Source organism: Microbispora sp. H13382 (genome assembly GCF_014161445.1).
Lineage (GTDB): Bacteria > Actinomycetota > Actinomycetes > Streptosporangiales > Streptosporangiaceae > Microbispora.
Window position 1 is genome coordinate 388988 of record NZ_JABBXA010000003.1, and the last position, 25222, is coordinate 414209.

Sequence of the window (25222 nt, forward strand, 5' to 3'; positions counted from 1 at the left end):
TTCAACCGAGGTGCCGGCCTCGTGACCCGGACCGGCCTCTCACCGGCCAAACAGGCGCTGCTGGCGCAGCGGCTCAGGGCCGGGAAAGCCGCGAGGGTCACCGTGCCGCCGCGGCCGGTCGGCACCCACCCGCCGCTTTCGCACGCGCAGGAGCGCCTGTGGTTCCTGGAGCAGTACGCCCCGGGCACCACCGCCTACACCGTCGCCTTCGCCGTCCGGCTGGACGGCGGCGAGATCGACGACGCGGCCCTGGAGCGCGCCCTCGTCGAGGTGGCCAGACGCCACGAGAGCCTGCGCACCCGGTTCGTCACCACCGACGACGGGACGCCGGAGATCGTGCTGGACGACGAGCCCCTGGTGGAGCTGCGGCTGGTCGAGCTGCGGCTGTCCGACGACGCCGCCACCGCGCGGGAGGCCGTGCAGGAGGAGCTGGCCCGGCCGTTCGACCTGGCGACCGGCCCGCTGCTGCGGCTGCTCCTGGTCCGGCTCGGCGCCCGCGAGCACGTGCTGCTCCTGACCATGCACCACGCCGTCACCGACGGCTGGTCGTGCGACATCGTGATGGAGGAGCTGCTCGCCCTGCACGAGGCGTACCGGACCGGGACCGACGCCGGTCTCGCCGACCCGCCCGTGCAGTACGGCGACTACGCGCTGTGGGAGCGCGGACGGACCCACGAGGACGACATCCGCTACTGGCGGGAGCGGCTGGCCGGCCTGCCGCCGCTGGAGCTGCCGACCGACCTGCCGCGCCCGCCGGAGCAGGGATCGGCGGGCGACGCCCACAACCTCGTGCTGGACCGCGAGCTGGTGGACGCGCTCACGGAGCTGGGCGGGGCGAACGGCGCGACGCTGTACATGACGCTGCTCGCCGCCTTCCAGGTGCTCCTGGGCCGCTACTCCGGTCAGGACGACTTCGCGGTCGGGTCGCCCGTCTCGGGGCGCGACCTGCCGGAGCTGGAGCGGGTGGTCGGGCTCTTCATCAACTCGCTGCCGATGCGGGCCGACCTGTCCGGCGACCCGACCTTCACCGAGCTGCTCGGCCGGGTGCGCGAGACGGCGCTGGACGCCTACACGCACCAGGAGCTGCCCTTCGACCGGCTGGTCGGCGAGCTCGGCGTCGAGCGCGACGTGAGCAGGTCGCCGGTGTTCCAGGTGATGTTCGCGCTGCAGAACTACCGGTCGGCCCCGCTGCGGACCCAGGGCCTGACCATGTCGGCGTACCCGTTCGACGTGACCGCCAGCCGGTTCGACCTCGCGCTGTACCTGATGGACCAGGGCGACGGCCTGGTGGGGAACATCACCTACCGCACCGAGCTGTTCCGGCCGGCCACGATCGCGCGCCTGGCGGAGTGCTTCGAGAACCTGCTCAGGTCGATCGCCGCCGACCCCCACGCGCGGGTGTCGGACCTCGAACTGCTCCCGGCGGCCGAGCGCGACCGCGTGCTCGGGTTCGCGGGAGCGGCGCCCGAGGCCGAGGCGCCCGCCGCGGACGCGTTCGGCGGGGCGTCGGCGCCGCACGAGGTCATCGCCGCGCAGGCGGCCCGCACCCCGTCCGCGACCGCCGTCGTCAGCGGGGACGACGCCCTCACGTACGCCGAGCTGGACGCCGCGGCCGACCGGCTCGCCCGGCGGCTGCGCGGGCTCGGCGTGCGGCGCGACGACCGCGTGGCGATCTGCCTGGAGCAGTCCACCGGGCTCGCGGTCGCGGTGCTCGGCGTGCTCAAGGCGGGCGCGGCCTACCTGCCGCTCGACCCTGAGCACCCGCGCGGCCGGCTCGAGTACGTGCTGGCCGACGCCGGGGCGTCGATCGTCGTGACCAGCCCGGACCTGCACGACCGGCTGCCGGACGAGATCACCGCCGTGCACCTCGACCACGACACGGACCACGACACGGACCACGACACGCCGGAGCCCGGCGACCCATGGGAACCCGCGGCGCCGGGCGACCTCGCGTACGTGATCTACACCTCCGGCACCACCGGGCGGCCCAAGGGCGTCGCAGTGCAGCACCACGAGGTGATGGTCTACCTCGCCGGGGTGCGCGAACGGCTCGGAGTGGAGCCGGGCTCGTCCTTCGCCCTGCTCCAGTCACTCGCCTTCGACTTCGGCGTCACGGTCTTCTACCTGTGCCTGATGACCGGCGGGACCCTGCACCTGGTGCCCTCGCGCACCGCCGGTCCCGAGCTGGCGGGGATCTTCCGGCGCACCGGGATCGACTACCTCAAGATCACGCCGTCGCACCTCGCAGCGCTGCTCGCCGACGCCGGGCCGGACGACCTGCTGCCCAGGAAGCTGCTGCTCCTGGGCGGGGAGGCGGCCCCGCGCGGCTGGGCCGCCGAGCTCGCGGCGCTGGGCCGCTGCCGGGTCGTCAACCACTACGGGCCGACCGAGGCCACTGTGGGCGTGACCACCTACGACGTCGCGCGGCTGCCCGCCCCCGACGGCCCGGCCGAGGCGAGCGTGAGCCTGCCGATCGGCTCGCCGCTGCCCCGGGCGCGGGCGTACGTGCTGGACGAGCGGTTGCGGCCGGTGCCCGCCGGGGTGCCGGGGGAGATCTACCTCGGCGGCGAGCGGCTGGCCCGCGGCTACCTGAACCGTCCCGGCCTGACCGCCGACCGGTTCGTCCCCGACCCGTACGGCCCGCCCGGGTCGCGCATGTACCGCACGGGGGACCTCGGCCGGTGGTCCGGCTCCGGCGACCTGGAGTTCCTCGGCCGCCGCGACCTGCAGGTGAAGATCCGCGGCTACCGGGTCGAGCTCGGCGAGGTCGAGTCGGTGCTGGCCGACCATCCGGACGTCGCCCAGGCCGTGGTCGAGCCGCGCGGCGAGCAGCTCGTCGCCTACCTCGTCCCCGCCCCCGCCGCCGGGAACGCCGAGAACGCCGGGAACGCCGCGGACGGCGCACGACCGGAGACCGCGGAGGTCCGCGCGTGGCTGGCCGACCGGCTGCCCGCGTACATGGTCCCCTCGCGGTACGCCTGGCTCGACGAGCTGCCGCTCAAGTCGCACGGCAAGGTGGACCGCTCGCGGCTGCCCGAGCCGGAGGCCGACGTGGCGGCGGCCGAGTACGTCGCCCCGGCGCCCGGCGCCGAGGAGGACGTGGCACGCGTCTGGGCGGAGGTGCTGGAAGTCGAGCGCGTGGGGGCGCTCGACGACTTCTTCGCCCTGGGCGGCCACTCGCTGCTGGCGATGCGGGTCATCGCCCGGCTGCGCAAGGCGCATCCGGACCGGCAGATCACGGTGCTCGACGTCTTCAAGCACCGCACCGTCCGCGAGCTGGCCCGGCTGCTCACGGCCGAGGGGGACGTGCCGCGCTCGCTGTTGCACCGGCTCACCCCCGCCGGGCCGGCCACCACCACCCTGGTGTGCGTGCCGTACGGCGGGGGCAGCGCGGTCGTCTACCAGCCGCTCGCGGACGCGCTGCCGGACGACTGGGCGCTCTACTCGGTCGCCGTGCCCGGCCACGAGCTGGGCGAACAGGCCCGGCCGTTCGACGAGGTCGTCGTCGACTGCGTGGCCGAGATCTCCGAGATCATGGACAGGAACGGCGGCTCGCTGGTGCTGTACGGCCACTGCGGCCTCGGCGTCATGCTGTCCGCCGAGATCGCCCGGAGGCTGGAGGCGGACGGCCGAACCGTGGACGCGCTGTATCTCGGCGGCGTGTTCCCCTTCGCCCGCCCGGGTCGCGGCCTGAACTGGCTCGGGACCTTCTTCGACCGCCTCACCAGCGACCAGCAGCGGGTCAACGCCCTGACCGCGGCCGGGCTCGACGTGGAGGATCTCGGCCGGGAGCAGGTCAAACTCATCGTGCGCAACCGCCGTGAAGGCACCCGCGCCGCCGAGCGGTACTTCACGCGGATCTTCGAGGAGGGCGGCGGTCCGGCGCTGCGCGCGCCGGTGATCTCCGTGGTCGGCGAACGCGACCCGGCGGCCGAGTTCTACCAGGAACGTTACAAGGAGTGGCACTGCCTGTCGGATGACGCGGCGTGCGTCGTCCTCGACGAGGCCGGGCACTTCTTCCTTCGGTACCGCAGCGACGAGCTGGCCGAGATCGTCACCGGCACCCACGCCGCCGTCGCCTCCGGGCGTACGGAGGGGATGGAACGGGACGAGGCCCGCACCTGGTGGCTGCAGGGCGTCTCGAGCCGGTCCGCCGAGACCGGAACCGAAACCGGAACCGGGGCGGGCACGGCCCAGGACGGCCCGGACGGCCCGGACGGCCCGGACGGCCCGGACGGCGCCGCGGGCACACAGGTGCGCGTCGGCCCGCCGCCCAGCATGCGGCGCTTCCTCCTCGTCGCGGCCGGCCAGCTCGTCTCGATCACCGGCTCCGCGCTGACCGAGTTCGCCATCCCGCTGTGGATCTACCTCACCACCGGCTCGCTCGCCCGGTTCGCGCTGTTCTCCGTGCTCGGACTGCTGCCCGGCATGCTCGTCGCCCCGCTGGCCGGCGCCATCGTCGACCGGTTCGACCGGCGCAAGGTCATGATCGCCGGAGACGCGGCCGCCGGCGGCACCCAGCTCATGCTGGGACTGCTGCTGTGGACCGGCAACCTAGAGGTCTGGCACATCTATCCGCTGCTGGTCTGCCTGTCCGTCGCGCTCACCTTCCAACGGCTGGCGTACACCTCGGCGATCCCGCAGCTCGTACCGAAACGGTTCCTCGGGCACGCCAACGGCGTCGTCCAGATGGCCACCGGCACCGCGCAGCTCATCGTGCCGCTGATCGCGGTCGGGCTGATGGCGACGATCGGGCTGGAGGGCATCCTCATCATCGACGTGGTCAGCTACGTCGTCGCCACGCTCACCATCGTGCTGATCCGCTTCCCGGCGACGATGGCCTGGAAGCGACGGGAGAGCGTGCTCGCCGAGATGCTGGGCGGCATCCGCCACTCCTGGGGCAACCGGGGCTTCCGCGCGATGCTGTTCTACTTCGCGGTGCTGAACATCTTCCTGTCCCCGCTGTTCATGATGATCTCGCCGCTGGTGCTGTCGTTCGCGTCGCTGGCCGAGGTCGGCCGGGTGTCGTTCGCGGGCGGGCTCGGCGCCTTCCTCGGCGGTCTGGCGATGGCGGCCTGGGGCGGCCCGCGGCGCCGGCGGTTGTACGGCGTGCTGCTGTCCACGCTCGCCCTGTCGGTGTTCTGCCTGCTGACCGGGCTGTACCAGGACCTGTTCCTCATCGCCGTCGGCGCGTTCGGCATGTCGCTGTGCCTCACCCTGCTGAACGGCGTCTACGCCACGATCATCCAGGTCAAGGTGCCGCAGCGGTTCCACGGCCGCGTCATCGCGCTGAACACGCTGGTCGCCTGGTCCACGCTGCCCATCGGGTTCGGCCTGGTCGCGCCGTACGGCGCGCAGGTCTTCGAGCCGCTGCTCGCCCCGGACGGGCCGCTCGCCGGCACCGTGGGCGTGGTGCTCGGCACCGGCCCGGGCCGCGGGATCGGCTTCATGTACGCCTGCTTCGCGCTGGCGATCGCCGTCATCGCACTGGTCGGCATGCGGGTGCGGGTGCTGCGCCGGTTCGACGCCGACGTGCCCGACGCCCTGCCCGACGACGTCGTCGGCTATCAGGCCCTGACCGAACGTGTCGCGGCCGCCCGTAAGGACACACGGACAGGCACACGGACAGGCACGCGGGCGGACACAGGGGTGGGCACACGGGCGGCTCGCGAACCCGAGAAGGAGCACGCATGACGGGGGCGACGAGGACGCGGGGCGTGCCCGCGCTCACCCTGCCGGAGCTGCTGCGGCTGCGCGCGGGGCAGGAGCCGGACGGCGTGGCGATGATCGTGGAGGGGCACGGGACGCTCACCTTCGCGGAGTGGGAGCGCAGGTCGGCGGTGCTCGCCGCCGGGCTGACGGGCCGCGGGGTCATCCCGGGCGACCGGGTGGCGCTGCACTTCGGCAGCCGCGACTGGATCGACTTCGCCGTGGCGTTCTTCGGGGTGCTGAAGGCGGGCGCGGTGGCCGTGCCGATGTCGGACCGGCTGGCGCCGGCCGAGCTGCGTTACATGATCGAGCACTGCTCGGCGACGGCGGTGCTGCTCGGCCGGGACCTCGCGGCGCCGGCGGGAGAGCCGTGGACCGCGACCCCGGCGGAGCTGGAAGCCGGCCTCGGGCCGGACCCGGCGCCGGAAGGGCCGCGGGTGCGGCCCGGGGACCTGGCGCAGATCCTCTACACCTCCGGCACGACCGGGCGGCCCAAGGGGGTCGGTGCGAGCCACGCCAACCTGGCCTACGGGTGCGTCACGCAGCCCAAGCACCGCAGGTTCGCCCACTCGCGGCACCTGCTGCACGCCTTCCCGATCGGCACCAACGCCGGCCAGACCATGCTGGTCAACGCGCTGGACGCCCGGCCGGCCGTGCTGACCCCGGCGAGGTTCACGCCCGGCCGGTTCGCCCGGCTGATCGAGACCTACCGCCCCGGCACCGTGTTCCTGGTGCCCTCCATGGCGATCGAGCTGCTCGACGCCGGGCTGCACGAGCGGCACGACATGTCCAGCGTGGTGCTGCTGGGGTCGGCGGCGGCCGCGCTTCCTCCCGCCGTGTCGGAACGTCTGTCGGCGGCCTTCCCGAACGCGACCGTGACGAACTACTACACGTCCACCGAGGCCGCCCCCGCTCAGACGATCATGATTTACGACCGTACGCGGCCGGCCGCGCTGGGCCGGCCCGCGTTCGGCGGCTCGCTGCGCATCACCGACGAGGAGGGCACCCCGCTCCCGCCCGGGGAGACGGGCGAGGTGTGGATGCGCTCGCCCACCGCCACCCGGTCCTACTACGGCGACGCCGAGGCCAGCGCCAGGTCGTTCCGCGACGGCTGGGTGCGCATGGGCGACGTCGGATACGTGGACGCCGACGGCTACCTCTACCTGGTCGACCGGGAGAGCGACGTGGTCAAGACCGGGGCGTTCAAGGTGTCCACCCTCCAGGTGGAGGCCGCGCTGCACGAGCACCCGCTGGTCGCCGAGGCGGCCGTGTTCGGGCTCCCGCACCCGGTGCTGGGCTCCGTGCTGGGCGCCGCGGTGGTGCCCAGGTCGCCGGGGCTCGTCGCGAGTGAGGTGCGCTCCTTCCTGATGGACCGGCTGGCCTGGCACGAGCTCCCCGAACGGGTCCTCGTGGTCGACAGCCTGCCCAGGAACCAGTCAGGAAAGGTCATCAAGAAGGAGCTGCCCGCGCTGCTGGGCGACTCCGTGATCAGCACGGAAGGCGAATGAGATGTCACCGACGCTCGTAGACGAGGGGGAGCAGGCGTCCCTCGCTCAGCACGGCATGTGGATAACGGAGCAGATGGGCTGCGGGGGCCGCGTGTACCACATGCCGCTGGCCATCCGGCTCGACGGCCCCGTGGACGTGGACCGGCTGCTGGCCGCCTGCCACGACGTGATCCGCGCGCATCCCCAGCTGGGCGCGGCCCTGACCGAGCGGGAGGGCGTGCTGCGCCGGGTGCCGGCCGCCGTGCCGCCGCCCGTCGGGTTCGAGGACGCCTCCGGCCGTGAGCCCCGCGAACTGGTCGAGCGCGAGGCGTCCCTCGCCCTGGACCTGCGGACCGGGCCGACGGCCCGGTTCACGGTCTTCCGGCTCGCGCCGGAGCGGCACCTGCTCGTCGTCGTCGCCCATCACGCCGTCTTCGACGGCATGTCGAAGGACATCCTGGTTCGGGGTCTGGCCCGCGCCTACGCCGGGCTGCCGACGCCGGCCCTTCCTACGACCTACGGCGAGGCCGTCGAGCGGGAGAACGCCCGGGTGGCCGAGTTGCTCGGCGACGCCGCCGAGTTCTGGCGCGACCGCTGGCGGGACCGGCAGGACCTGCGCCTCCCCGGGCTGTCCGGGGTCTCGACCCGCGCCGCGGCCGGCGAGGCCGTCGACTTCGCGCTTCCCGCCGACCTCGCCGTCGCCGCGGACAAGATGGGCGTCACCCGGTTCGAGCTCGTGCTCGCCGCGGTGCACACCCTGCTCGCGGCGTACGGCAACGAGGGCACGGCGGTGGCCGTCGACCTGTCGACCAGGACCGAGGAGACACGGGGCCACATCGGCCCCTTCGTGAACGAGCTGCCGGTGCCGGCCCCGGCCCCGGGCGGGACGTTCGCCGATTTCGCCCGGTCCCTGCGTGAGGAGTTGCGGGCCGTCTACCGGTTCCGGCAGGTGCCGCTCGCGCGTGCCGTCGGCGGCGTGAGCCCCCGCACCGCGCTGACGCCGGTGTCGGTCAGCTACCGCAGGCGTGACGGAGGCGCGCCGGAGTTCCCCGGCCTGGAGGCGTCGGTGGACTGGATGTCCTTCAACGGCGCGGTGCGCGGCACGCTGCACCTCCAGGTGGTGGACGCGCCGGACGGCGCCGCCGCCCGGCTGCAGTTCAACCCGCTCGTCCTGAGCCGCTCCGGCTGCGAGGCCGTCGCCGGGCACCTGCTCTCCCTGCTGCGTGCGGTGGCCGCCGCACCCGACGCCGACCTGGCCGGCCTGCCGCTGCCGTCCCCGGTGGCCGACGGCGCGGTCGAGCAGTCCTTCGCCCGGACCGGGGAGGGGCCGGCCTCGGCCGGAGCGACCGGCGAGGCGGACGCGGGGCCGTTCCTGGCGGAGGTGGGGGAGATCTGGCGCGAGGTGCTCGGCATGCCGGAGATCGGCCTGGACGAGGACCTTTTCGACCTCGGCGGGCACTCGCTGTCGATCACCCAGATCATCGCGAAGGTGCGCGAGCGGATGGACGTGGAGCTGTCCTTCGACGTGTTCTTCGACGAGCCGACGATCACCGGGATCGCGGCTGAGGTCGCCCGCCTGCGGGAGGAGGCATGCTGAGGGAGCGCGTGGCCGAGCTGGTGTCGAAGGCGAGCGGCGGCGACCTGGCCGCCGCCGACATCCTGGCGGCGGACTGCAGCCTGCCCGCGCTCGGCCTCACCTCGATCGCCTACCTCCGGCTGATCGACCTGCTGGAGACCGAGTTCGACTGCGACGTCGACCTGGACGGCGGCCACCTCAACACGCTCGACGGCCTGGTCGAGCACATCGCGGGGCAGCGGAAGTGACCGCGGGTCCGCCGGCGGTGGAGGCCCCCGGCCTCACGGCGCTGCCGCCGCGCACCGTGGAGTTCCGCGGCGCCCGGGACGGGCAGGCCGCGCTGACCTGGGGCCAGCAGGGGATCTGGCGCTCCACCCAGTGGCTGGACGACGGCGACCCCTACTTCAACCTGCCCTGGACCCTGCCGGTGACCGGCGCGGCCGACGTGGACGCCGTGCTGCGCGCCGTGGGCCGCCTCGTCGAGCGGCACGAGACGCTGCGCACGGCGTTCGTCCGGGACGGGGACAGCACCAGCCAGCGGGTGAGCCGGGAGGGCCGGCTCACGGTCGGCGTGTACGAGGCGGCGGCCAAGCCGATGAGCGCGGCCAAGGCGCTGGCCGCCGAGTTGGCCGCGACCGGGTTCGACTACGCGGCCGAGCTGCCGATCCGGTGCGCGGTCGTCTGCCAGCGGGGCCGGCCGCGCGCGCTCGCGCTCGCGCTGTCCCATCTCGCGCTCGACGGCTGGTCGCTGAACACGGTGGCCGCGGAATGGCCGCGGCTGGTCGCCGGGGAGGACCTGCCCGGCCCGGACTGGCAGCCGCTCGACCAGGCGGCCTTCGAGAGGTCGGACCCGCCGCCCGGGGGCCAGGCGCTGCGGCACTGGCGGACCGGCCTGACATCCGCGCCGCGTTCGATGTTCGACTTCCCGGCGCGGGAACCCGAGGAGCCGCGCTTCGTCCGGCACGGGATGGACTCCCCGGCGGCGGCCGTCGCCGCCGAGGCGCTCGCCGCCCGGCACGGCGTGACGACCTCCAGCGTGCTCACGGTCGCCAGTGCCGCCCTGCTCGGCGCCGTGACCGGGCATCGTACGGCTGCGCTGCAGCTCATCGTGTCGAACCGGCACCACCCGGGGATGGAGGCGATGGCCGGGCCCGCCGCCCAGGACGGGCTGTGCGTCATCGACCTCGGGGACGGCACGTTCGCCGGCGCGCTGCGGCACGGACATCGCAGGACCATGGCGACGTACCGGAACGGGCACTACGACCCCGCGCTCGTGCTGGCCGCGTGGGAGGCCGAGGCGTGGCGGCGCGGCGCCGACATCGACCTGGACGCGTTCTTCAACGACGTCAGGCAGGCGGGCCGCTGGCAGGGCCTGCCGCAGGTCGATCCGGGAGACGCCGCGGCGCTCGCCACACTCCGGGGCAGGACCAGGACGTTCTTCGTCGGCGCCTACCCCGCGGTCAAGGCGAGGATCTTCTTCGCCACCGGTCCCGCCCCGTCCACCTGCGAGTTCTACGTGCTGGTGGACACCGCCTTCCTGCCCGGAGACGTCGCCGAGCGGATGCTCACCGGCCTGGAGGAGCTGCTGGTCCGGGCCGTCTCGGAGGAGGTGCTGCTGGACCAGGTCGCGAAGATCGCGGGCCTGGACCCGGTGCCGCGCCCCGCCGGATGGACGGCGATCGGCCACGACTGGGTGAGCCTGCCGGAGACCGAGGCGCTGCTGCGCCGGGTGTGCGGGACCGGCGTGGCCGCGGTCGCGCTGGAGGACGGCGACGACGGGGCGCCCCTGCTGACGGGGTACCTCGTCGCGCGCCCCGGGCTGGACACGCCCGAGGCCGTCCACACCGCCTTCATGCGCGCCGCGACCGGCCGGACCGACGTGCTCGCCCCTCACCACTACGTCCTGTGCGCGGCGCCCCCGGCCGATTCCGCCGGCTGGCCCGGCTGTCCCCGCCTGGCCGAGGGCGGGGGCCGGGAGCCGTCCCCCTCAACGAACCCCTGGGAAAGATGACATGACCGATTCTCCGATGCTCGTGGTCGTCAACGACGAGGAGCAGTTCTCCGTATGGTGGAGCGACCGCGAGCCGCCCGCCGGGTGGCGGCCCACCGGCTTCGCGGGCACCCGCCAGGAATGCCTGGACCACATCGAGACGGTGTGGACCGACATGCGGCCGCTGAGCGTACGCGACCTGGGCAGATGACCGCCGCCGAGCGCCGCGCCGCGCTGATCGAGAAGCTGGCCGGCCTGCCCCCCGAGCGCCGGGCGGCGCTGCTGCGCTCCCTCGGGGGCGCGCCCCGGGACACCGGCGGGCAGGAGTGGCCGCTGTCGCCCGGGCAGGAGCGCCTGTGGTTCCTCAGCCGCTTCGACCCGGCCGACACCACCTACAACACGCCCTGGTGCATGCGGCTGCGCGGTCCGCTCGACGTGGGCGCGCTGTCCGCCGCGTTCACCCGGATCGTGGAGCGGCACGAGGTGCTGCGGACCCGCTTCCGGCTGCGCGGGGACGCCCCCGTGCAGGTCGTGCTGCCGCCCGGACCGGTGCCGCTGGAGAAGATCGCGTTCTCCGGGGAGGCGGACCTCGAACGGGCGTTGAAGGAGTTCGTCGACCGCCCGTTCGACCTGGAGAACGCGCCTCCCCTGCGGGCCGGCCTGGCCGGGCTGGGGGAGGGCGACGCGGTCGTGTGCATCGTCCTGCACCACATAGTGATGGACGGCTGGTCGCTCGACGTGCTCCTGCGTGAGCTCACGGAGTGCTACGCCGCCGCACGCGAGGGACGTGAGCCCGAACTGCCGGAGCTGCCCACGCAGTACCCCCGCTTCGCGGTGCAGGAGAGACAGCGGGACCACACCGAGGGCGTGGAGTTCTGGGCGCGCCGCCTGGCCGGCGCCCCGGCGCTGGACCTTCCGGCCGACCACCCCCGGCTGTCCCGGTGGTCCGGGCGCGGCGGACGCGAGCAGCTGCTGCTGCCGCCGGAGGTGATCACGCCGCTGGAGAAGGTGGCCAGGAAGCGGCGCTGCACGTCGTTCATGGCCCTGATCGCCGCCTACCAGGCGACCCTCGCCCTGGCGTCGGGCCAGACCGACTTCTGCGTCGGCGTGCCGGTGGCCGGCCGGAGCCGCAGCGAGCTCGCGCCGTTGATCGGCTACTTCGGCAACACGATGGTGGTGCGCGCCGACCTGTCCGGCGATCCGTCGTTCCACGAGCTGCTGGACCGCGTGCGGGAGACGACCCTGGCCGGGATGCGGCACGCGGAGGTGCCGTACGAGCACGTCCTGGCCGCGCTGCGCGTCCCCCGCGACATCAGCAGGCCGCCGCTGTGCCAGGTCATGTTCAACCTGCACAACCTGCCCAAGGAAGATCTGCTGGGGACCCGGTTCGCCGACCTCGACCGGGAGATTCACGTGGTCCCGCCCAGCCACACCAAGTCCGAGGTCTCGATGGACCTGTGGCGGGGACCGGAGGGGCTGGGCGGCGTCCTCGACTACAGCAGCGACCTGTTCACGCCCGCGACCGCGCGCCGCCTCATCGGCGGTTTCGCCGAGGTCGTACGGCGGGCCGGGGCCGACCCCGACATCCCGCTGTCCGCGCTGAGCGGCCCGTTCGCGCGCGTGTTCTCGAAGTGAAAGGTGCATGGAAGTGAGTGACGCGGTGAGCGGCCTGACGGCGCCTCCGGGCGCCGGGCGGCCGGGGACGGGAACGGACGCCGCGACGGCGCTCGCGCTGATCCGCCGGTGGCGTGACACGAGCCCCGACGCGGTCGCGGTGAGCGGCGCCGGGGGCCTGCTGACCTACCGGGAGCTGCACGACAGGGTCGACCGGCTCGCGGCGCTGCTGCGCGCCCGCGGAGTCGGCCAGGAGGTTCCGGTGGGGCTGTGCCTGGAGCGCTGCCCCGGCATGGTCGTCGCCCTGCTCGCCGTGTGGCGGGCCGGCGGCGCCTACGTGCCGCTCGACCCGGGATTCCCGGAGGACCGGCTCCGGTTCATGCGGGAGGACGCGGGCATCCGGCTGGTCCTGGCCGGCCAGGGCGTCGAGTCCCGGCTGCTCGACGGCGTCGAGGACGTCGTCGAGCTGGCGTGGGACGGCGTTCCCGTCTCCGCCGGGGTGCCCGGCGACGTGCCGGCCGACGGCCCGGCGGGGGACCTGGCCTACCTCATGTACACCTCCGGCTCCACCGGCAGGCCCAAGGGAGTCGCCGTGCCGCACGGCGCGGTGGTCCACCTGCTGGAGTCCTTCGCCTCCCTGCTGGAGCTCACCCCGCGCGACGCCTGGCTGGCGGTCACCACGCTGTCGTTCGACATCTCGGTGCTCGAACTCCTCCTGCCGCTGGCCTGCGGGGCGCGGGTCGTGGTCGCCTCCGGGCACGAGACGGCGGACGGCCGGGCCCTGCGGTCGCGCGCCGTGACCGAGGCCGTCACGATCATGCAGGCGACCCCGGCGAGCTGGCGCATCCTGCTCGAATCCGGCGGCGTGCCCGAGAACGTCGCGACCCGGCTGTGCGGGGGCGAGGCACTGCCCCGCGACCTCGCCGACGCCCTCCTCGGCGGCGGCGCCCGGCTCTGGAACGTGTACGGCCCGACCGAGACGACGGTCTGGTCGACGGCCGGGCGGGTGGCCCCGTCTCCTGGCCCTGTGGACCTGGGCGAGCCCATCGGCGACACGACGGTGCACATCCTCGGCCCCGACGGGCGTCCGGTGCCGCCCGGCGAGGCCGGCGAGCTGCACATCGGCGGCTCCGGCCTGGCCAGGGGATACCGCGGCATGCCGGGTCAGACGGCCGCCAGGTTCCTGCCCGACCCGTTCTCCGGAACGCCGGGCGCCCGCCTGTACGCCACGGGCGACCTGGCCGCGATCGAGGACGGCAGGCTCCGCTACCTGGGCCGGGCCGACCAGCAGGTGAAGGTGCGCGGCTTCCGCATCGAGCTCGGTGAGATCGAGAGCGTGCTGCGCGCCGCGCCCGAGGTGGCCGACGCCGCCGTCGGCGTCTGCGAGGGCCCCGACGGGCTGCCGCGCCTGGTCGCCTACGTCGTGCGCGCGGCCGGGGAGCCCGAGGGGGCCGACCTGTGGCCGTCCCTGCGGGACCGGCTGCGCCGCAGCGTGCCCGAGTACATGGTGCCCGCGCACCTCGTGGTGCTGGACGCCCTGCCGCTCACCCCCAACGGCAAGCTCGACCGCAAGGCCCTGCCCGTGCCCGAGTGGACCCGGGCCCGCAGCCGGCCGTACCGGCCTGCGGCCACGCCGCTGGAGGAGGACCTCGCGGCGATGTGGGGCGAGGTGCTGGGCATCGCGGAGCCGGTGGGCGTCGACGACGACTTCTTCGAGCTGGGCGGGCACTCGCTGACCGCCACCCAGATCATCGCCAGGATCCAGGCGCGCTTCGCGACCAACGTGCCGATCGTGGTGCTGTTCGAGAACCCGACCGTGGCCGGCCTGGCGGCGGCGATGGACCGGCTCGACGACGACGACCTGGACCTCGCCGACATCGCCGCGCTCCGCGACGAGCTCGACGGCCTCAGCGCCGAGGACCTGGCGGCCGTGCTCGACGAGATGGCGTCCGAATCATGAGGGCGCCCCTGTCGCCGGGCCAGGAACGGCTGTGGCTCCTGCAGAAGCTGAGCCCCCACGACGCCTCGTACACCATGTACCTCGTCCACCGGCTGCGCGGGCCCCTCGATCCGGACGCCCTCGATTGGGCGTTCGCCGACCTCGCGGCCCGGCACGAGGGCCTGCGCACCCGGTTCGAGGAGGAGGACGGCGTCCCCTGGGCGGTCGCCGAGCCGGCGGGGGCGCCGGGATCCCTCCCGCCGGTCGAACGGATCCAGGCCGATGACGAGGAGCACGCCCGGCGGCTCGTCGCCGAGCGGGTGAACGCGCCGTTCGACCTCGCGGAAGGCGTGCCGCTGCGCGTCGCCCTCATCGCGATCGGGCCGCTGGACCACGTCCTGTGCGTCACGATGCACCACATCATCGGCGACGGCTGGTCGCTGGGGATCCTCCTGGACGACCTGGCGGAGTACTACACCGCACGCCTGCACGGCCGCGCGCCGAACCTGGCGCCGCTGCCGGTGCAGCCGTCCGACTACGCCCGCTGGCAGCGCCGCCGCGCCGAGCGCGCGGTGCCGTACTGGCAGGAGCGGCTGGCCGATCCGCCGCCGCCCGACCTGCCGTGCGGCATCGGCAGCGAGAGCCCCGGGGGCGCCGGCGACGATGATCGCGTGGCGTACCAGTTCGTCCGAGCCGGCCGGAAGGTCGCCGACGAGCTGGACCGGCTCGCCCGTGAGCACAGGACCACGCTGTTCACCGTGCTCATGACGGCCTACCAGGTGCTCCTGCACCGGCACACCGGCCACACCGACGTCCTCGTCGGCACGGCCGTCGCCGGACGCGACCGGGTCGAGCTGGAGTCGATGATCGGCTACCTCTCGCAGACCGTCGTGCTGCGCGGCGATCTGGACGGGGACCCGTCGTTCGTCGAACTGCTGGGGCGCATCAGGCAGGAGGCGCTGACGGCGATGAGCCGCCCGTCGGTGCCGTTCGAGCGGATCGGGCATCCCGTCGAGGCGCTGATGCCGACCATGTTCATCCTGCACACGCAGGCCGGGGGACCCACCCGGCCGTTCGGCGACCTGTCCGTCGGTGCCTTCCCCCACGGATACCGCCAGGTCAAGCTCGGCCTGTACGTCGAGGCATGGCTGGAGGACGGCGAGCTCGCCATGTCGTTCGGCCACGACGGGTCCAGCGGCTCCCCGCACGAGGCGGAGGCCGTCCGCCGGCTCGCCGACCGCTTCGTGCTCCTGCTCGAGTCGGTCGCGGCCGAGTCGCGTCGCCGGATCTCCGAGCTGCGCGTGTGGACCGCCGACGACGAGGCCGACATGAGGTCCATGGCCGGGGACGGCGCCGGCACCCTCGGACCGGCGGTCCCCGAGATGATCGCGGAGACCGTCCGGCGCACGCCCGCCGCCGTCGCGGTGGCCTGCGGGGAGACCGAGGTCACCTACGCGGAACTGGACCGGCGGGCGGCACGGCTCGCCGCGGTGCTGCGAGAGCGGGGCGTGCGCCCCGGCGACGTGGTCGGCGTCTGCCTGCCCCGTTCGGTCGAGGCGATCACCGCCCTGCTCGCGGTCTGGCGGGCGGGCGCGGCCTACCTGCCGTTCGAGCCGGACGAGCCGGAGGAGAGGCTGGCCTTCGCGCTCGCGGACGCCGGGGCGACGCGTGTGATCACGAACCGGGCGCTGCCCGCCGGGTTCACCGCCGTCGACCCGCTGGACGATGAGGACGGGGCGGCATCCGGCGAGCCGGGACAGACACGCCCGGGCGACGTGGCCTACGTGATCTTCACCTCCGGCTCCACCGGCCGGCCCAAGGGCGTCGCCGTCGAGCACCGCGCCATCGCGGCCCGGATCCGGTGGATGCGCGAGGAGTACGGCCTGGCGCCCGGCGACCGCGTCGTCCAGTTCGCGTCGCTGAGCTTCGACACCCACCTCGAAGAGGTCTTTCCCGCGCTAGCCGCGGGGGCGACCCTGGTGCTGCTGCCCGGCGGGGCGGCGACGCTGCCCGACCTGCTGGCCGCCCCGGGCGGGGAACGGGTCACGGTGCTCGATCTGCCCACGGCGTACTGGCACCACCTGGTCGAGGAGATCGACCAGATCGCCTGGCCGCCCGCGCTCCGTCTGGTCGTCATCGGCGGCGAGCAGGCGTCCGGCGGCGCGGTGGCGCGCTGGCGCGGCCGGTTCGGCGACGGCGTCCGCCTGATGAACACCTACGGCCCGACCGAGGCCGCGGTCATCGCGACCGCGGCCGACCTCGGCGCGACGCCGTACGGCAGGCCGCCCATCGGCAGGCCCATCGGCGCGACGACGGTCCACCTGCTCGACGCCGCCGGGGCGCCGGTTCCGAAGGGCGCGATCGGCGAGCTGGTCATCGGCGGTGCCGGGGTGGCACGCGGCTACCTGCGCCGCCCGGCGCTCACGGCCGCCGCGTTCGTCCCCGACCCGCTGGGACCGCCCGGGTCGCGGAGATACCGCACCGGGGACCGGGCACGCTGGAACCAGGGCGGCGCGCTGGAGTTCCTCGGACGGATCGACGGGCAGCTCAAGGTCCGCGGCTTCCGGATCGAGCCGGGCGAGGTCGAGGCGCGGCTGCTCGACCATCCGGGCGTCGGCCAGGCGTTCGTGACGGTCCACGCCGAGGAACTGGTGGCGTACGTGACCGGAACCGCGACGGGGGAGGAGCTCGCCGCGCACCTCGCGCGGACTCTGCCGCGCCATCTCGTCCCGACCGCGTGGGTCGTGCTCGACTCCCTGCCGTTGACCAGCCGCGGCAAGGTGGACCGTACGGCGTTGCCCGCGCCGGTCCGGGCGTCGTCGGCAGGGCACGTCCCGCCGGACTCGGACGCGGAGCTCCTGGTGGCCGAGATCTGGGCGGAACTGCTCGGCGTCGCCTCCATCGGCGTGAACGACGACTTCTTCACCCTGGGCGGGCACTCGCTGCTCGCGACGAGGATCGCGGCCAGGCTGCGCCGGGCGACCGGGGTGGAGGTCCCGGTGCGGACGATCTTCGAACGGCGCACCGTGGCCGAGCTGGCGGTCGCGCTGGAGGACCTGCTGGTGGCCGAGCTGGAGGACATTTCGGAGGAGGAGGCCGAGCGCCTGCTCTCGTCCGCCGGCGGCTGATCCCGTTCCGCCTAAACACGGGCCGCCGAAACACGGCCCGCCGCAACGCGAGACCGCCGCGCACCCTCGGGTGCGCGGCGGTCTCGTCGTATGCGTGGCCTCGTGTCAGGCGGAGGCGCGGATCACCAGATGGGTGTCGAGGATGACGACCGGCTGCTCCAGCGGCTCGCCGTTGATCCGGGCGATCAGGAGCTGGACCATCTGCCGGCCCATGGCCTCGGTCGGCTGGTGCACGCTCGTCAGCTGCGGATCGGTGTGCAGCGCCACTTTGGAATCCTCAAAGCCGATCACCGCGACGTCGTCGGGCACCACCATGCCCTGGTCCTTCAGCACGCGCAGCGCCCCGAGCGCCATCGGATCGGAGGCCGTGAACACGGCGTCCAGATCGGGATGGCGGGCGAGCAGTTCGCGCATGGCGGCCGAGCCGCTCTCCTCGGAGAAGTCGCCGTACGCCACGCGCTCGCTCATGCCGGTGGCGAGCAGCGCGTCGCGGTATCCGGCGAGACGGTCGACACCCACGCCCATGTCCTGCGGACCGGCGATGGTGGCGATCTTCGTCCGGCCCTTGGAGAGCAGGTACTTGACCGCCTGCCGGGCGCCGGCCCGGTTGTCCATGTCGACGAAGCTGTAGGGGTTGAGCCCGACGGGACGGCCACCGAGCACGGTCGGCACGCCCATCTCCTCCAGCCGCCCCGGCAGCGGGTCGGCGCCGTGCACCGAGGTGAGCAGCACGCCGTCGACGTGCTGTCCGGTCAGGTAGTGCTCCAGCCGGTCGTGCTCGGCACGGTTCTGCGCCATCGTGAGGATGAGCTGAAGGCCGGTCTCCGACAGCGCCGAGCCGATACCGCGGATCAGCCCGGCGAAGTACGGCTCGTCGAAGACGCGCTGCTCCGACTCCGACACCACCAGCGCGATGGTGTCGGTCCGGTTGGTCACGAGGGTGCGCGCCGCCCGGTTGGGCACGTAGCCGAGCTCCTGGATCGCCAGTAACACCGCGTCGCGGGCCCGGTCGCTCACCTTCGGCGAGCCGTTGATGACCCGCGACACGGTGCCGCGGCCGACTCCGGCGCGCGCGGCGACCGCTTCCAGAGTCGGCCGGCCTCCGGAACGGCGGTCCCCGTTCATTTATACTGCCCCCTTATCGCGTCTGCGCTTATTGTGCCCGACTCAGCAGTCCGCCGTGTCTGATGGTGTCGGCATACCACAAAGCGCTCGATTTCATGGTGCGGGCCTGGGTCTCGTAGTCGACGTAGACGAGGCCGAACCGCTTGCCGTACCCCCACGCCCACTCGAAGTTGTCCATGAGCGACCAGGCGAAGTAGCCCTGGAGCGGGATGCCCGACTCGATGGCCGAGTGACAGATCCGCAGGTGGGCATCGATGTAGGAGACCCGCTCGGGGTCGTGCACGGTGCCGTCCTCGCCGATCAGGTCGTCGTAGGCCGCGCCGTTCTCCGAGATGTAGAGCGGGACGCGCGGGTACTCGTCGGCGATACGCCGCAGCATCTCGTACAGGCCGCTGCCGTCGACCTCCCAGCCCATGGAGGTGACCGGGCGGCCGCCGTTGACGAAGCCGACGTGCTCGCTGCCGATCCACGGCGAGCCGCTGTCCGTCGGCGCGGCGGCGGCCGAGGCGGCGCCGCCCGGCGCGCCCGACACGGTGAAGCGGCTGTAGTAGTTGATCAGCAGCATGTCGAGCGGCGCGGCGATCGTGGCCAGGTCGCCGTCCTGGATGAACTCCATGTCGGACAGGTGGCTGAGGTCGGCCAGCACGTCCTCGGGGTAGGCGCCCTTGAGCAGCGCGTCCAGGAAGAAGCGGTTCTGCAGCCCGTCGATGCGGCGGGCGGCGTCCTGGTCGGCCTCGCTGCCCGTGGCGGGCGTGACCGGGTAGACGTTGACGCACCCGCCGATCTGCGAGTCGGCGTTCTGCGCCCGCATCGCCTGGACCGCCAGGCCGTGCGCGAGGTTGAGGTGGTGCGCGGCGCGCAGCGCGGCGGCCGGCTCACGCCGCCCCGGGGCGTGCTCGCCGGAGGCGTAGCCGAGGAACGCCGAGCACCAGGGCTCGTTCACCGTGCTCCAGTGCCTGACCCGGTCGCCGAGCTCGGCGTGCACGGTCGCGGCGAAGTCGGCGAAGCGCTTCGACGTGTCGCGCGAAGGCCACCCGCCGGCTTCTTCCAGAGCCTGGGGGAGGTCCCAGTGGTAGAGCGTCAGCCACGGGTCGATGCCGTAGCTGAGCAGCTCGTCCACGAGCCTCTTGTAGAAGTCGAGGCCCTTGGCGTTGTACGCGCCCGAGCCGTCGGGCTGGATCCGCGGCCAGGAGACGGAGAACCGGTAGGCGGTGAGGCCGAGGTCCGCCATGAGCTTGACGTCGTCGCGGTACCGGTTGTAGTGGTCGATCGCGGTCTCGGCGTTGTCGCCGCCCACGATCCGCCCGTCCTGGCTGCAGAAGGTGTCCCAGATGGAGCGGCCCCGCCCGTCCGCGGTGAGCGCGCCCTCGATCTGGTACGCGGAGGTGGCGGCGCCCCAGACGAACCCGGTGGGGAACATCAGGCTGGGGGCTTCTGCCTCGGGTCGTGTGTCTTGCGTTGTCACGCCTTGACCGCACCTTCCATGAGTCCGCCGATGATCTGTCGGCCGAACGCGATGAAAACGACGATGAGCGGGAGGATCGACATGAGCGTGCCGCTGAAGATCAGCACGTAGTCCGTCCCGTACTTCGCGTTGAGCGAGTTGATGGCGACCTGGACCGTCGGGTTGTCCGGCGTCAGCACGATCAGCGGCCACATGAAGTCGTTCCAGATCAGCATGAACGTGTTGATGCCCAGCACTCCCATGCCCGGCCGTACGGCGGGCAGGACGACGTTCCACCAGATCCGCAGGGTGGAGGCGCCGTCGACGCGGGCGGCCTCGACCAGCTCGTTGGGCACCGCCTGCTGGGTGTACTGCGTCATGAGGAAGACGCCGAAGCCGTTGAGCAGGAAGGGCAGGATCACGGCCTTGATCGAGCCGACCCATTCGAGGCTGACCATGAGGCGGTAGAGGGGGACGATGCCCATCTGCTGCAGCGGGACCATCATCGTCAGCAGCACCAGCAGGAGCAGCACCTTGCCGCCCTTGAACTGCAGCCGGGCGAACGCGAAGCCGGCGAACGTCGAGATCAGCACCACCGAGACCGTCACCGTGCAGGCGATGATCAGCGAGTTGGTGAGACCGGTCAGGTAGTGCGCGTCGGGGTTGGACAGCACGCGCTGGACGTTCTCCCCGAGGTTGCCGCCGGGCAGGAACGGCGGCGGCATGTCGGTCGCCTCGGTGTTGGTGCGCGAGGCGATGACGATCATGTAGTACAGCGGGAACGCCGAGATGATGATCGTGACCGCGAGGACGAGCCTCGTCATCGGCGTGGGGGTCCAGAGGCTGGTGGCGCCGCTCGACGCCTTGGTGCGGCGCCGCGTGCCGGCGGGCGCGGAGATCGTGGTCACCTGTTGCCCCCGATCCGGCGGATGAGCAGGAAGTTGATGGCCGATCCGATGAGGATGAGCAGGAACAGCAGCCAGGCGGCCGCGGAGGCGTAGCCGTAGTCGAACTCGCGGAAGCCCTGCTCGAAGATGAACATCGAGACGGTCTGGAACTGGCTGGTCGTGCCGCCGTGGACGTTGCCGTTGTAGAACGTGGTCGGCTCGGCGAACAGCGTGAGACCGCCGATGGTCGAGTTCAGCACGACGAAGATCATCGTCGGCCGGAGCATCGGAACGGTGATCTGCCAGAACTGGCGCCGCCGGGACGCGCCGTCGATCGAGGCCGCCTCGTAGAGGTCCTTGGGGATCGTCTGCATGCCGGCCAGGAAGATGATCGCGTTGTAGCCGGTCCAGCGCCAGTCGACCATGGTCGCGATGGCGAGCCAGGAGGGGAGACGCTCGGCCTTCCAGTCGATGGGATCGGCCCCGAACCAGCCGAGCACCCAGTTGACCACGCCCCAGTCGCGGCCGTACAGCTGGGTGAAGACCACCGCCACCGCGACGACCGAGGTGACGAGGGGGAGCAGGACGCCCAGCCGGACGAACAGCTGGAACTTCATCCGCTTGTTCAGCGCGTTGGCCAGCAGCAGCGCCAGCAGCATCTGCGGGACCGTCGCGATGAGGAACATCGCGAGGGTGTTGACGACCGCCCTCCAGAAGGCGGAGTCGCCGAGCATGGCGGCGTAGTTGCCGAGGCCCGTCCACTCGACCGTGCCGGTGAGGTCGTAGTCGAAGAACGAGTAGTAGAGGGTGAAGGCGAGCGGGAAGAGCCCGAAGACCAGGAAGAGGATGTAGTACGGGGAGACCAGGAGGTATGGCGCGGCCTTGAGGTCCAGCCAGGTCAGGAAGGACCGGCCCGAGCTCGACTTGGCGCGCCGCCTGCTGGGCGGCAGGGCGTCGACGTGCAGGCTCATGAGTTACCTTTCGGGTGAAAGCAGGCGACCGGCCCGCCGGCGGGGTGCCGCTGCGGCGGACCGGTGCTCACCTGGCGGGCAGGATCAGCCCGCGGCCTTCACGGCGTCGTCGACGAGCTTCTTCCAGCCGTTCGCGTACGGCACGGAACCGTCGTCGATGGCGGAGACGACCGACTCGATGGCGTTCTTGACCTGGGCGTGCTTCACGCCGAGGAAGACCGGCTGGAGCGCGGCGGCCGACTTGGCGAAGATCTCACCGACGGGGGCGTCGTTGAAGTACTCGTTCTTCGCGCCCTGGACGGCCGGGTCCTGCTGGGCCTGGACGTTGCTCGGCATGTTGCCGGCGAAGTTGAAGACGCTGACCTCGGCGTCCTTACCGGTCAGGTAGTCGAGGACCTGCGCCGCCTCCTTGGGGTGCTTCGACTGCTTCGGCACGGCGAGCCAGGAGCCGCCCCAGTTGCCGCCGTCGCCGGGCACCGCCGCGACGTCCCACTTGCCCTTGAAGTCCGGTCCGGCGCCGCCGTCGCCGCTGACCGCGCCGAGCATCCACGACGGGCAGCCGAGGGTGGCGAACTGCGACTTCTTCATGCCGGTGTTCCACTCGGGCGTGAAGTTGCGCAGCTTGGCCGTGAGGCCCTCCTGGCTGATCTTCTGGGCGAAGTCGTAGGCCGTCTTGACCGCCGGGTTCTTGTCGACGATCAGGTTGTTGTCCTTGTCGAAGTAGGAGACGTTGCCGTTCTTGGCGGCCTCCTGCACCAGGACCACGTTGTAGAGCGTGTTGGTGCCGTCGACGAACTTGGTGTCCTTGACCTTGTCCTGGAACTTCTTGCCCACGGCGACGAAGTCGTCCCAGGTGGGCCAGAGCTTGCTGACCTCGTCGCGGTCGCCGGGCAGGCCGGCCTTCTCGAACAGGTCACGGCGGTAGCACAGGCTCATGCCGCCGACGTCGGTGCCGAGGCCGAACAGCTTGCCGTCGGCGGTGACGCCGTTCTCCCACTTCCAGGCGGCGAAGTCGTTCTTGCGGTTCTGCAGACCGAACTCGCCCAGGTCGGCCCACCACTCGGGGTGCGCCTTGGCGAGGCCCATGCCGCCCTCGTCGATGCCGACGACGTCGCCGGCGCCCGCGCCGGACTGCAGCCACTGGATCATCTGGGGCCAGTAGACCTGCTCGAACTGGTCGGTCAGGTTGTCATACTTGATCTGGATGTCCTTGTGCTCGGCGTTCCACTTGTCGACGGCTTCCTTGTAGCCGAAGTTCTTGCCGCCGCCGAACGTCTGGAGCGTGACCGTGACGGGGCCGGCCGCCGCCGAGGACCCGCCACCGGACGCGGTGTCCGTCCCCTTGTCGTCGGTCTGGCAGGCGGTGGCGCCGAGAGCCAGCGCCGCCACCGCGGCGACCGCGAGCAGCCTGCCGCGGCGCGAGTTGCTAATCATTCCGGACCCCTCTCAGGTGATATCCCGAATCGTTCATGGGAGGTGCATCCCAGGCCGGTCCCCGATCTCACGGCCCGCGATCAGAGGTTGTGCTCGTGCTGAGCACCGTGTTGGTGAACACGTTGGGAGCGCTCCCACGAAGGGTCCTCTATGAGCAACGCGGGCGTCAATATGCCGAAACCTAACTGTTACTCCCTGGGTGGTTAGGGCCACTCAACCGGACATAGTAGGACATACTACGCTTGGGAGCGCTCCCATTCCGATATGGGCAGAAATGATTAGCGGGCACCCCGAATCCGCCGGGGTGCCCGTCCTATTGCCCTCCGTCACCTCATCCGGCGCCGCTCGAAGCCGTCCCCAGGGACACGCCGCCGCCCACGGACACCCCGGTGCCCGCGGCGTCCGCCAGCCGGCAGCCGGGCCCGGAGCACGCGCGCAGCAGCGCCAGCCGGGCCGAGAGAACGGCGGTCAGGCCGGGGCCGGCCGACGCCGCGAGGTTGCGCGTCTCCGCCGGGTCGTCCCACAGGTCGTAGAGCTGCCGCTCCCCGGTCTCGTACTCCACGTACGCGTACCGCCCGGTCCGCAGCACGGCGTACGTGGGAGGCGAGTGCGGGGAGTAGGAGGGGTGGTAGAACTCCACGAGGACGGCGTCGCGCCAGGCGACGTCGTGCCCCCGCAGGAGCGGGACCAGCGAGCGGCCCTCGGCCGTGGGCGGCACCGCGGCCCCGCCCAGCTCGGCGAACGTGGGCGCGAGGTCGACCGTCGACGCGAGCGCGTCGGCGACGCCCCCGGCCGGCACGCCCGGCCCGCGCACCACCATCGGCACCCGGATGTCCTCCTCGAACGGCGTCGTCTTGCCCGGCCGCAACCGGTGCTGGCCGAGGTGGAAGCCGTTGTCGGAGGTGAAGAAGATGTAGGTGTCGTCCAGTTCGCCGGCCCGGGTCAGCGCGTCGACCAGGGCGCCGACCATGTCGTCCACCCCGAGCATCGCGCGCAGCCGGTCGCGGTGGACGCGGTCGATCCTGCGTGTGTCGGCGGCCGACAGCGGCGTGCGTTCGCTCAGCCAGCGGGGCTCGGCGGACAGGTCCGTCTGGTCGAACGACGGGGTTCGCGGCGCCGGCTCACCGGCGAAGGCGGCGGCGTGGCGCGGTGCGTGGTGCGCGGGCAGGTGCGGCGCGACCGGGGCGAGATAGAGGAAGAACGGGGCGTCCCCCCGGGCGGTGGAATCGGTGGCGAACGCCGCGGCCTTGGCGCTCAGCACGTCCTCCAGGTAGTCCTCCGGGGCGTCGCCGTACCGCCGGAGCGCGCCGTTCTCGTTGAGCGTGTAGCCGTACTCCTGGTACAGGCGGGTGACGGGGACATGCCACTCGTCCCAGCCCGGCGGCACGTACGTGCGTGGCGCCCCCTCGGGATAGTTGTTGAGATACTTGCCCATGAGCGCGGTGCGGTAGCCCGCGTCGTGCATCCACGTCCCGAGGGTGGACGCCTCCAGCGGCCGGAACTTCGGGAACCCGCCGGTCGGCGACCGGTTGCTCTCCACCTGGTGGCTGTGCATGTACTGCGAGCGGAGGATGGACGAGCGGGAGGGGCAGCACCAGGGATTGGTCACGAAGAACCGGGACAGCGTGGTGCCCTGGCGCACCAGGAGATCGGTGATGTTGGGGAACCGGCTCAGATCCCCGGCGTCCAGGTCGTCGGTGAGGATCAGCACGATGTTGGGCCGATGGGCCGCGGGGGCGGGCTCGACGCGGGCGGCCCCGGTGAGCCCGAGACACAGCAGGAGTGCCGCGGCGAGCCCGGCCCACAGCTTTCTCGATCGTCGTGGTTGGGGCACGGCAGCAATCATTGCCACGCGTTCGCCAGGGGAAACGTACGCAGCGTGACCGCGTGACCGCGCGGCGCCGGTTATGTGCGGGGC

The 25222-nt window shown here is 72.6% G+C and carries 15 protein-coding genes; 9 read left to right on the forward strand and 6 right to left on the reverse strand.

Features of this window, described 5'->3' with window-relative positions; all coding sequences use genetic code 11:
• Positions 1-21: 21 nt before the first annotated feature.
• The 9 genes from HHX41_RS09360 to HHX41_RS09400 are packed head-to-tail and all read left to right on the forward strand — an operon-like array spanning position 22 to position 17443.
• The gene (locus tag HHX41_RS09360; RefSeq protein WP_182905582.1) at positions 22-5694 is read left to right on the forward strand and encodes a non-ribosomal peptide synthetase/MFS transporter; all 5673 of its coding nucleotides are present in this window, start codon (positions 22-24) and stop codon (positions 5692-5694) included.
• Complete coding sequence (locus HHX41_RS09365) at positions 5691-7217, forward strand: class I adenylate-forming enzyme family protein (protein ID WP_169982385.1); 1527 nt, start codon at positions 5691-5693, stop codon at positions 7215-7217. Before HHX41_RS09360 ends, HHX41_RS09365 begins: the two co-directional genes overlap by 4 nt.
• Before the next feature lies 1 nt (position 7218).
• Positions 7219-8793 carry a condensation domain-containing protein gene (locus tag HHX41_RS09370; RefSeq protein ID WP_182905583.1) on the forward strand — a complete coding sequence of 525 codons (1575 nt, stop codon included), beginning with the start codon at positions 7219-7221 and terminating at the stop codon, positions 8791-8793.
• A complete protein-coding gene (locus tag HHX41_RS09375) occupies positions 8787-9020 on the forward strand; it encodes a phosphopantetheine-binding protein (RefSeq protein WP_169982387.1) in 234 nt (77 codons plus the stop codon). Before HHX41_RS09370 ends, HHX41_RS09375 begins: the two co-directional genes overlap by 7 nt.
• Positions 9017-10783 carry a condensation domain-containing protein gene (locus HHX41_RS09380; RefSeq protein ID WP_182905584.1) on the forward strand — a complete coding sequence of 589 codons (1767 nt, stop codon included), beginning with the start codon at positions 9017-9019 and terminating at the stop codon, positions 10781-10783. Before HHX41_RS09375 ends, HHX41_RS09380 begins: the two co-directional genes overlap by 4 nt.
• Before the next feature lies 1 nt (position 10784).
• Entirely contained in the window at positions 10785-10973 is a 189-nt protein-coding gene (locus HHX41_RS09385) for an MbtH family NRPS accessory protein (protein ID WP_169982389.1), read from the forward strand.
• Positions 10970-12397 carry a condensation domain-containing protein gene (locus HHX41_RS09390; protein WP_182905585.1) on the forward strand — a complete coding sequence of 476 codons (1428 nt, stop codon included), beginning with the start codon at positions 10970-10972 and terminating at the stop codon, positions 12395-12397. The genes HHX41_RS09385 and HHX41_RS09390 overlap by 4 nt, the downstream gene beginning before the upstream one ends.
• 13 nt (positions 12398-12410) lie before the next feature.
• Complete coding sequence (locus HHX41_RS09395; protein WP_182905586.1) at positions 12411-14336, forward strand: non-ribosomal peptide synthetase; 1926 nt, start codon at positions 12411-12413, stop codon at positions 14334-14336.
• The gene (locus HHX41_RS09400; RefSeq protein WP_182905587.1) at positions 14333-17443 is read left to right on the forward strand and encodes a non-ribosomal peptide synthetase; all 3111 of its coding nucleotides are present in this window, start codon (positions 14333-14335) and stop codon (positions 17441-17443) included. Before HHX41_RS09395 ends, HHX41_RS09400 begins: the two co-directional genes overlap by 4 nt.
• Before the next feature lie 105 nt (positions 17444-17548).
• Here the strand turns inward: HHX41_RS09400 and HHX41_RS09405 are convergent, their stop codons facing one another.
• From HHX41_RS09405 to HHX41_RS09430, 6 genes are all read right to left on the reverse strand, one after another.
• A complete protein-coding gene (locus HHX41_RS09405; RefSeq protein WP_169982393.1) occupies positions 17549-18568 on the reverse strand; it encodes a LacI family DNA-binding transcriptional regulator in 1020 nt (339 codons plus the stop codon).
• 28 nt (positions 18569-18596) lie between these two features.
• Positions 18597-19988 carry a GH1 family beta-glucosidase gene (locus HHX41_RS09410; RefSeq protein WP_182905689.1) on the reverse strand — a complete coding sequence of 464 codons (1392 nt, stop codon included), beginning with the start codon at positions 19986-19988 and terminating at the stop codon, positions 18597-18599.
• Positions 19989-20029: 41 nt separating this feature from the next.
• On the reverse strand, positions 20030-20920 hold the full coding sequence (locus tag HHX41_RS09415; protein ID WP_310741874.1) for a carbohydrate ABC transporter permease: 891 nt from the start codon (positions 20918-20920) through the stop codon (positions 20030-20032).
• Positions 20917-21870: a carbohydrate ABC transporter permease gene (locus HHX41_RS09420; RefSeq protein ID WP_182905588.1), complete on the reverse strand. Its 954-nt coding sequence runs from the start codon at positions 21868-21870 to the stop codon at positions 20917-20919. Before HHX41_RS09420 ends, HHX41_RS09415 begins: the two co-directional genes overlap by 4 nt.
• Before the next feature lie 84 nt (positions 21871-21954).
• Positions 21955-23304: an ABC transporter substrate-binding protein gene (locus HHX41_RS09425; protein ID WP_169982395.1), complete on the reverse strand. Its 1350-nt coding sequence runs from the start codon at positions 23302-23304 to the stop codon at positions 21955-21957.
• A gap of 331 nt (positions 23305-23635) precedes the next feature.
• Positions 23636-25138 (reverse strand): sulfatase, encoded by a 1503-nt coding sequence (locus tag HHX41_RS09430; protein WP_310741875.1) that lies wholly within the window; start codon positions 25136-25138, stop codon positions 23636-23638.
• Positions 25139-25222: the final 84 nt, after the last annotated feature.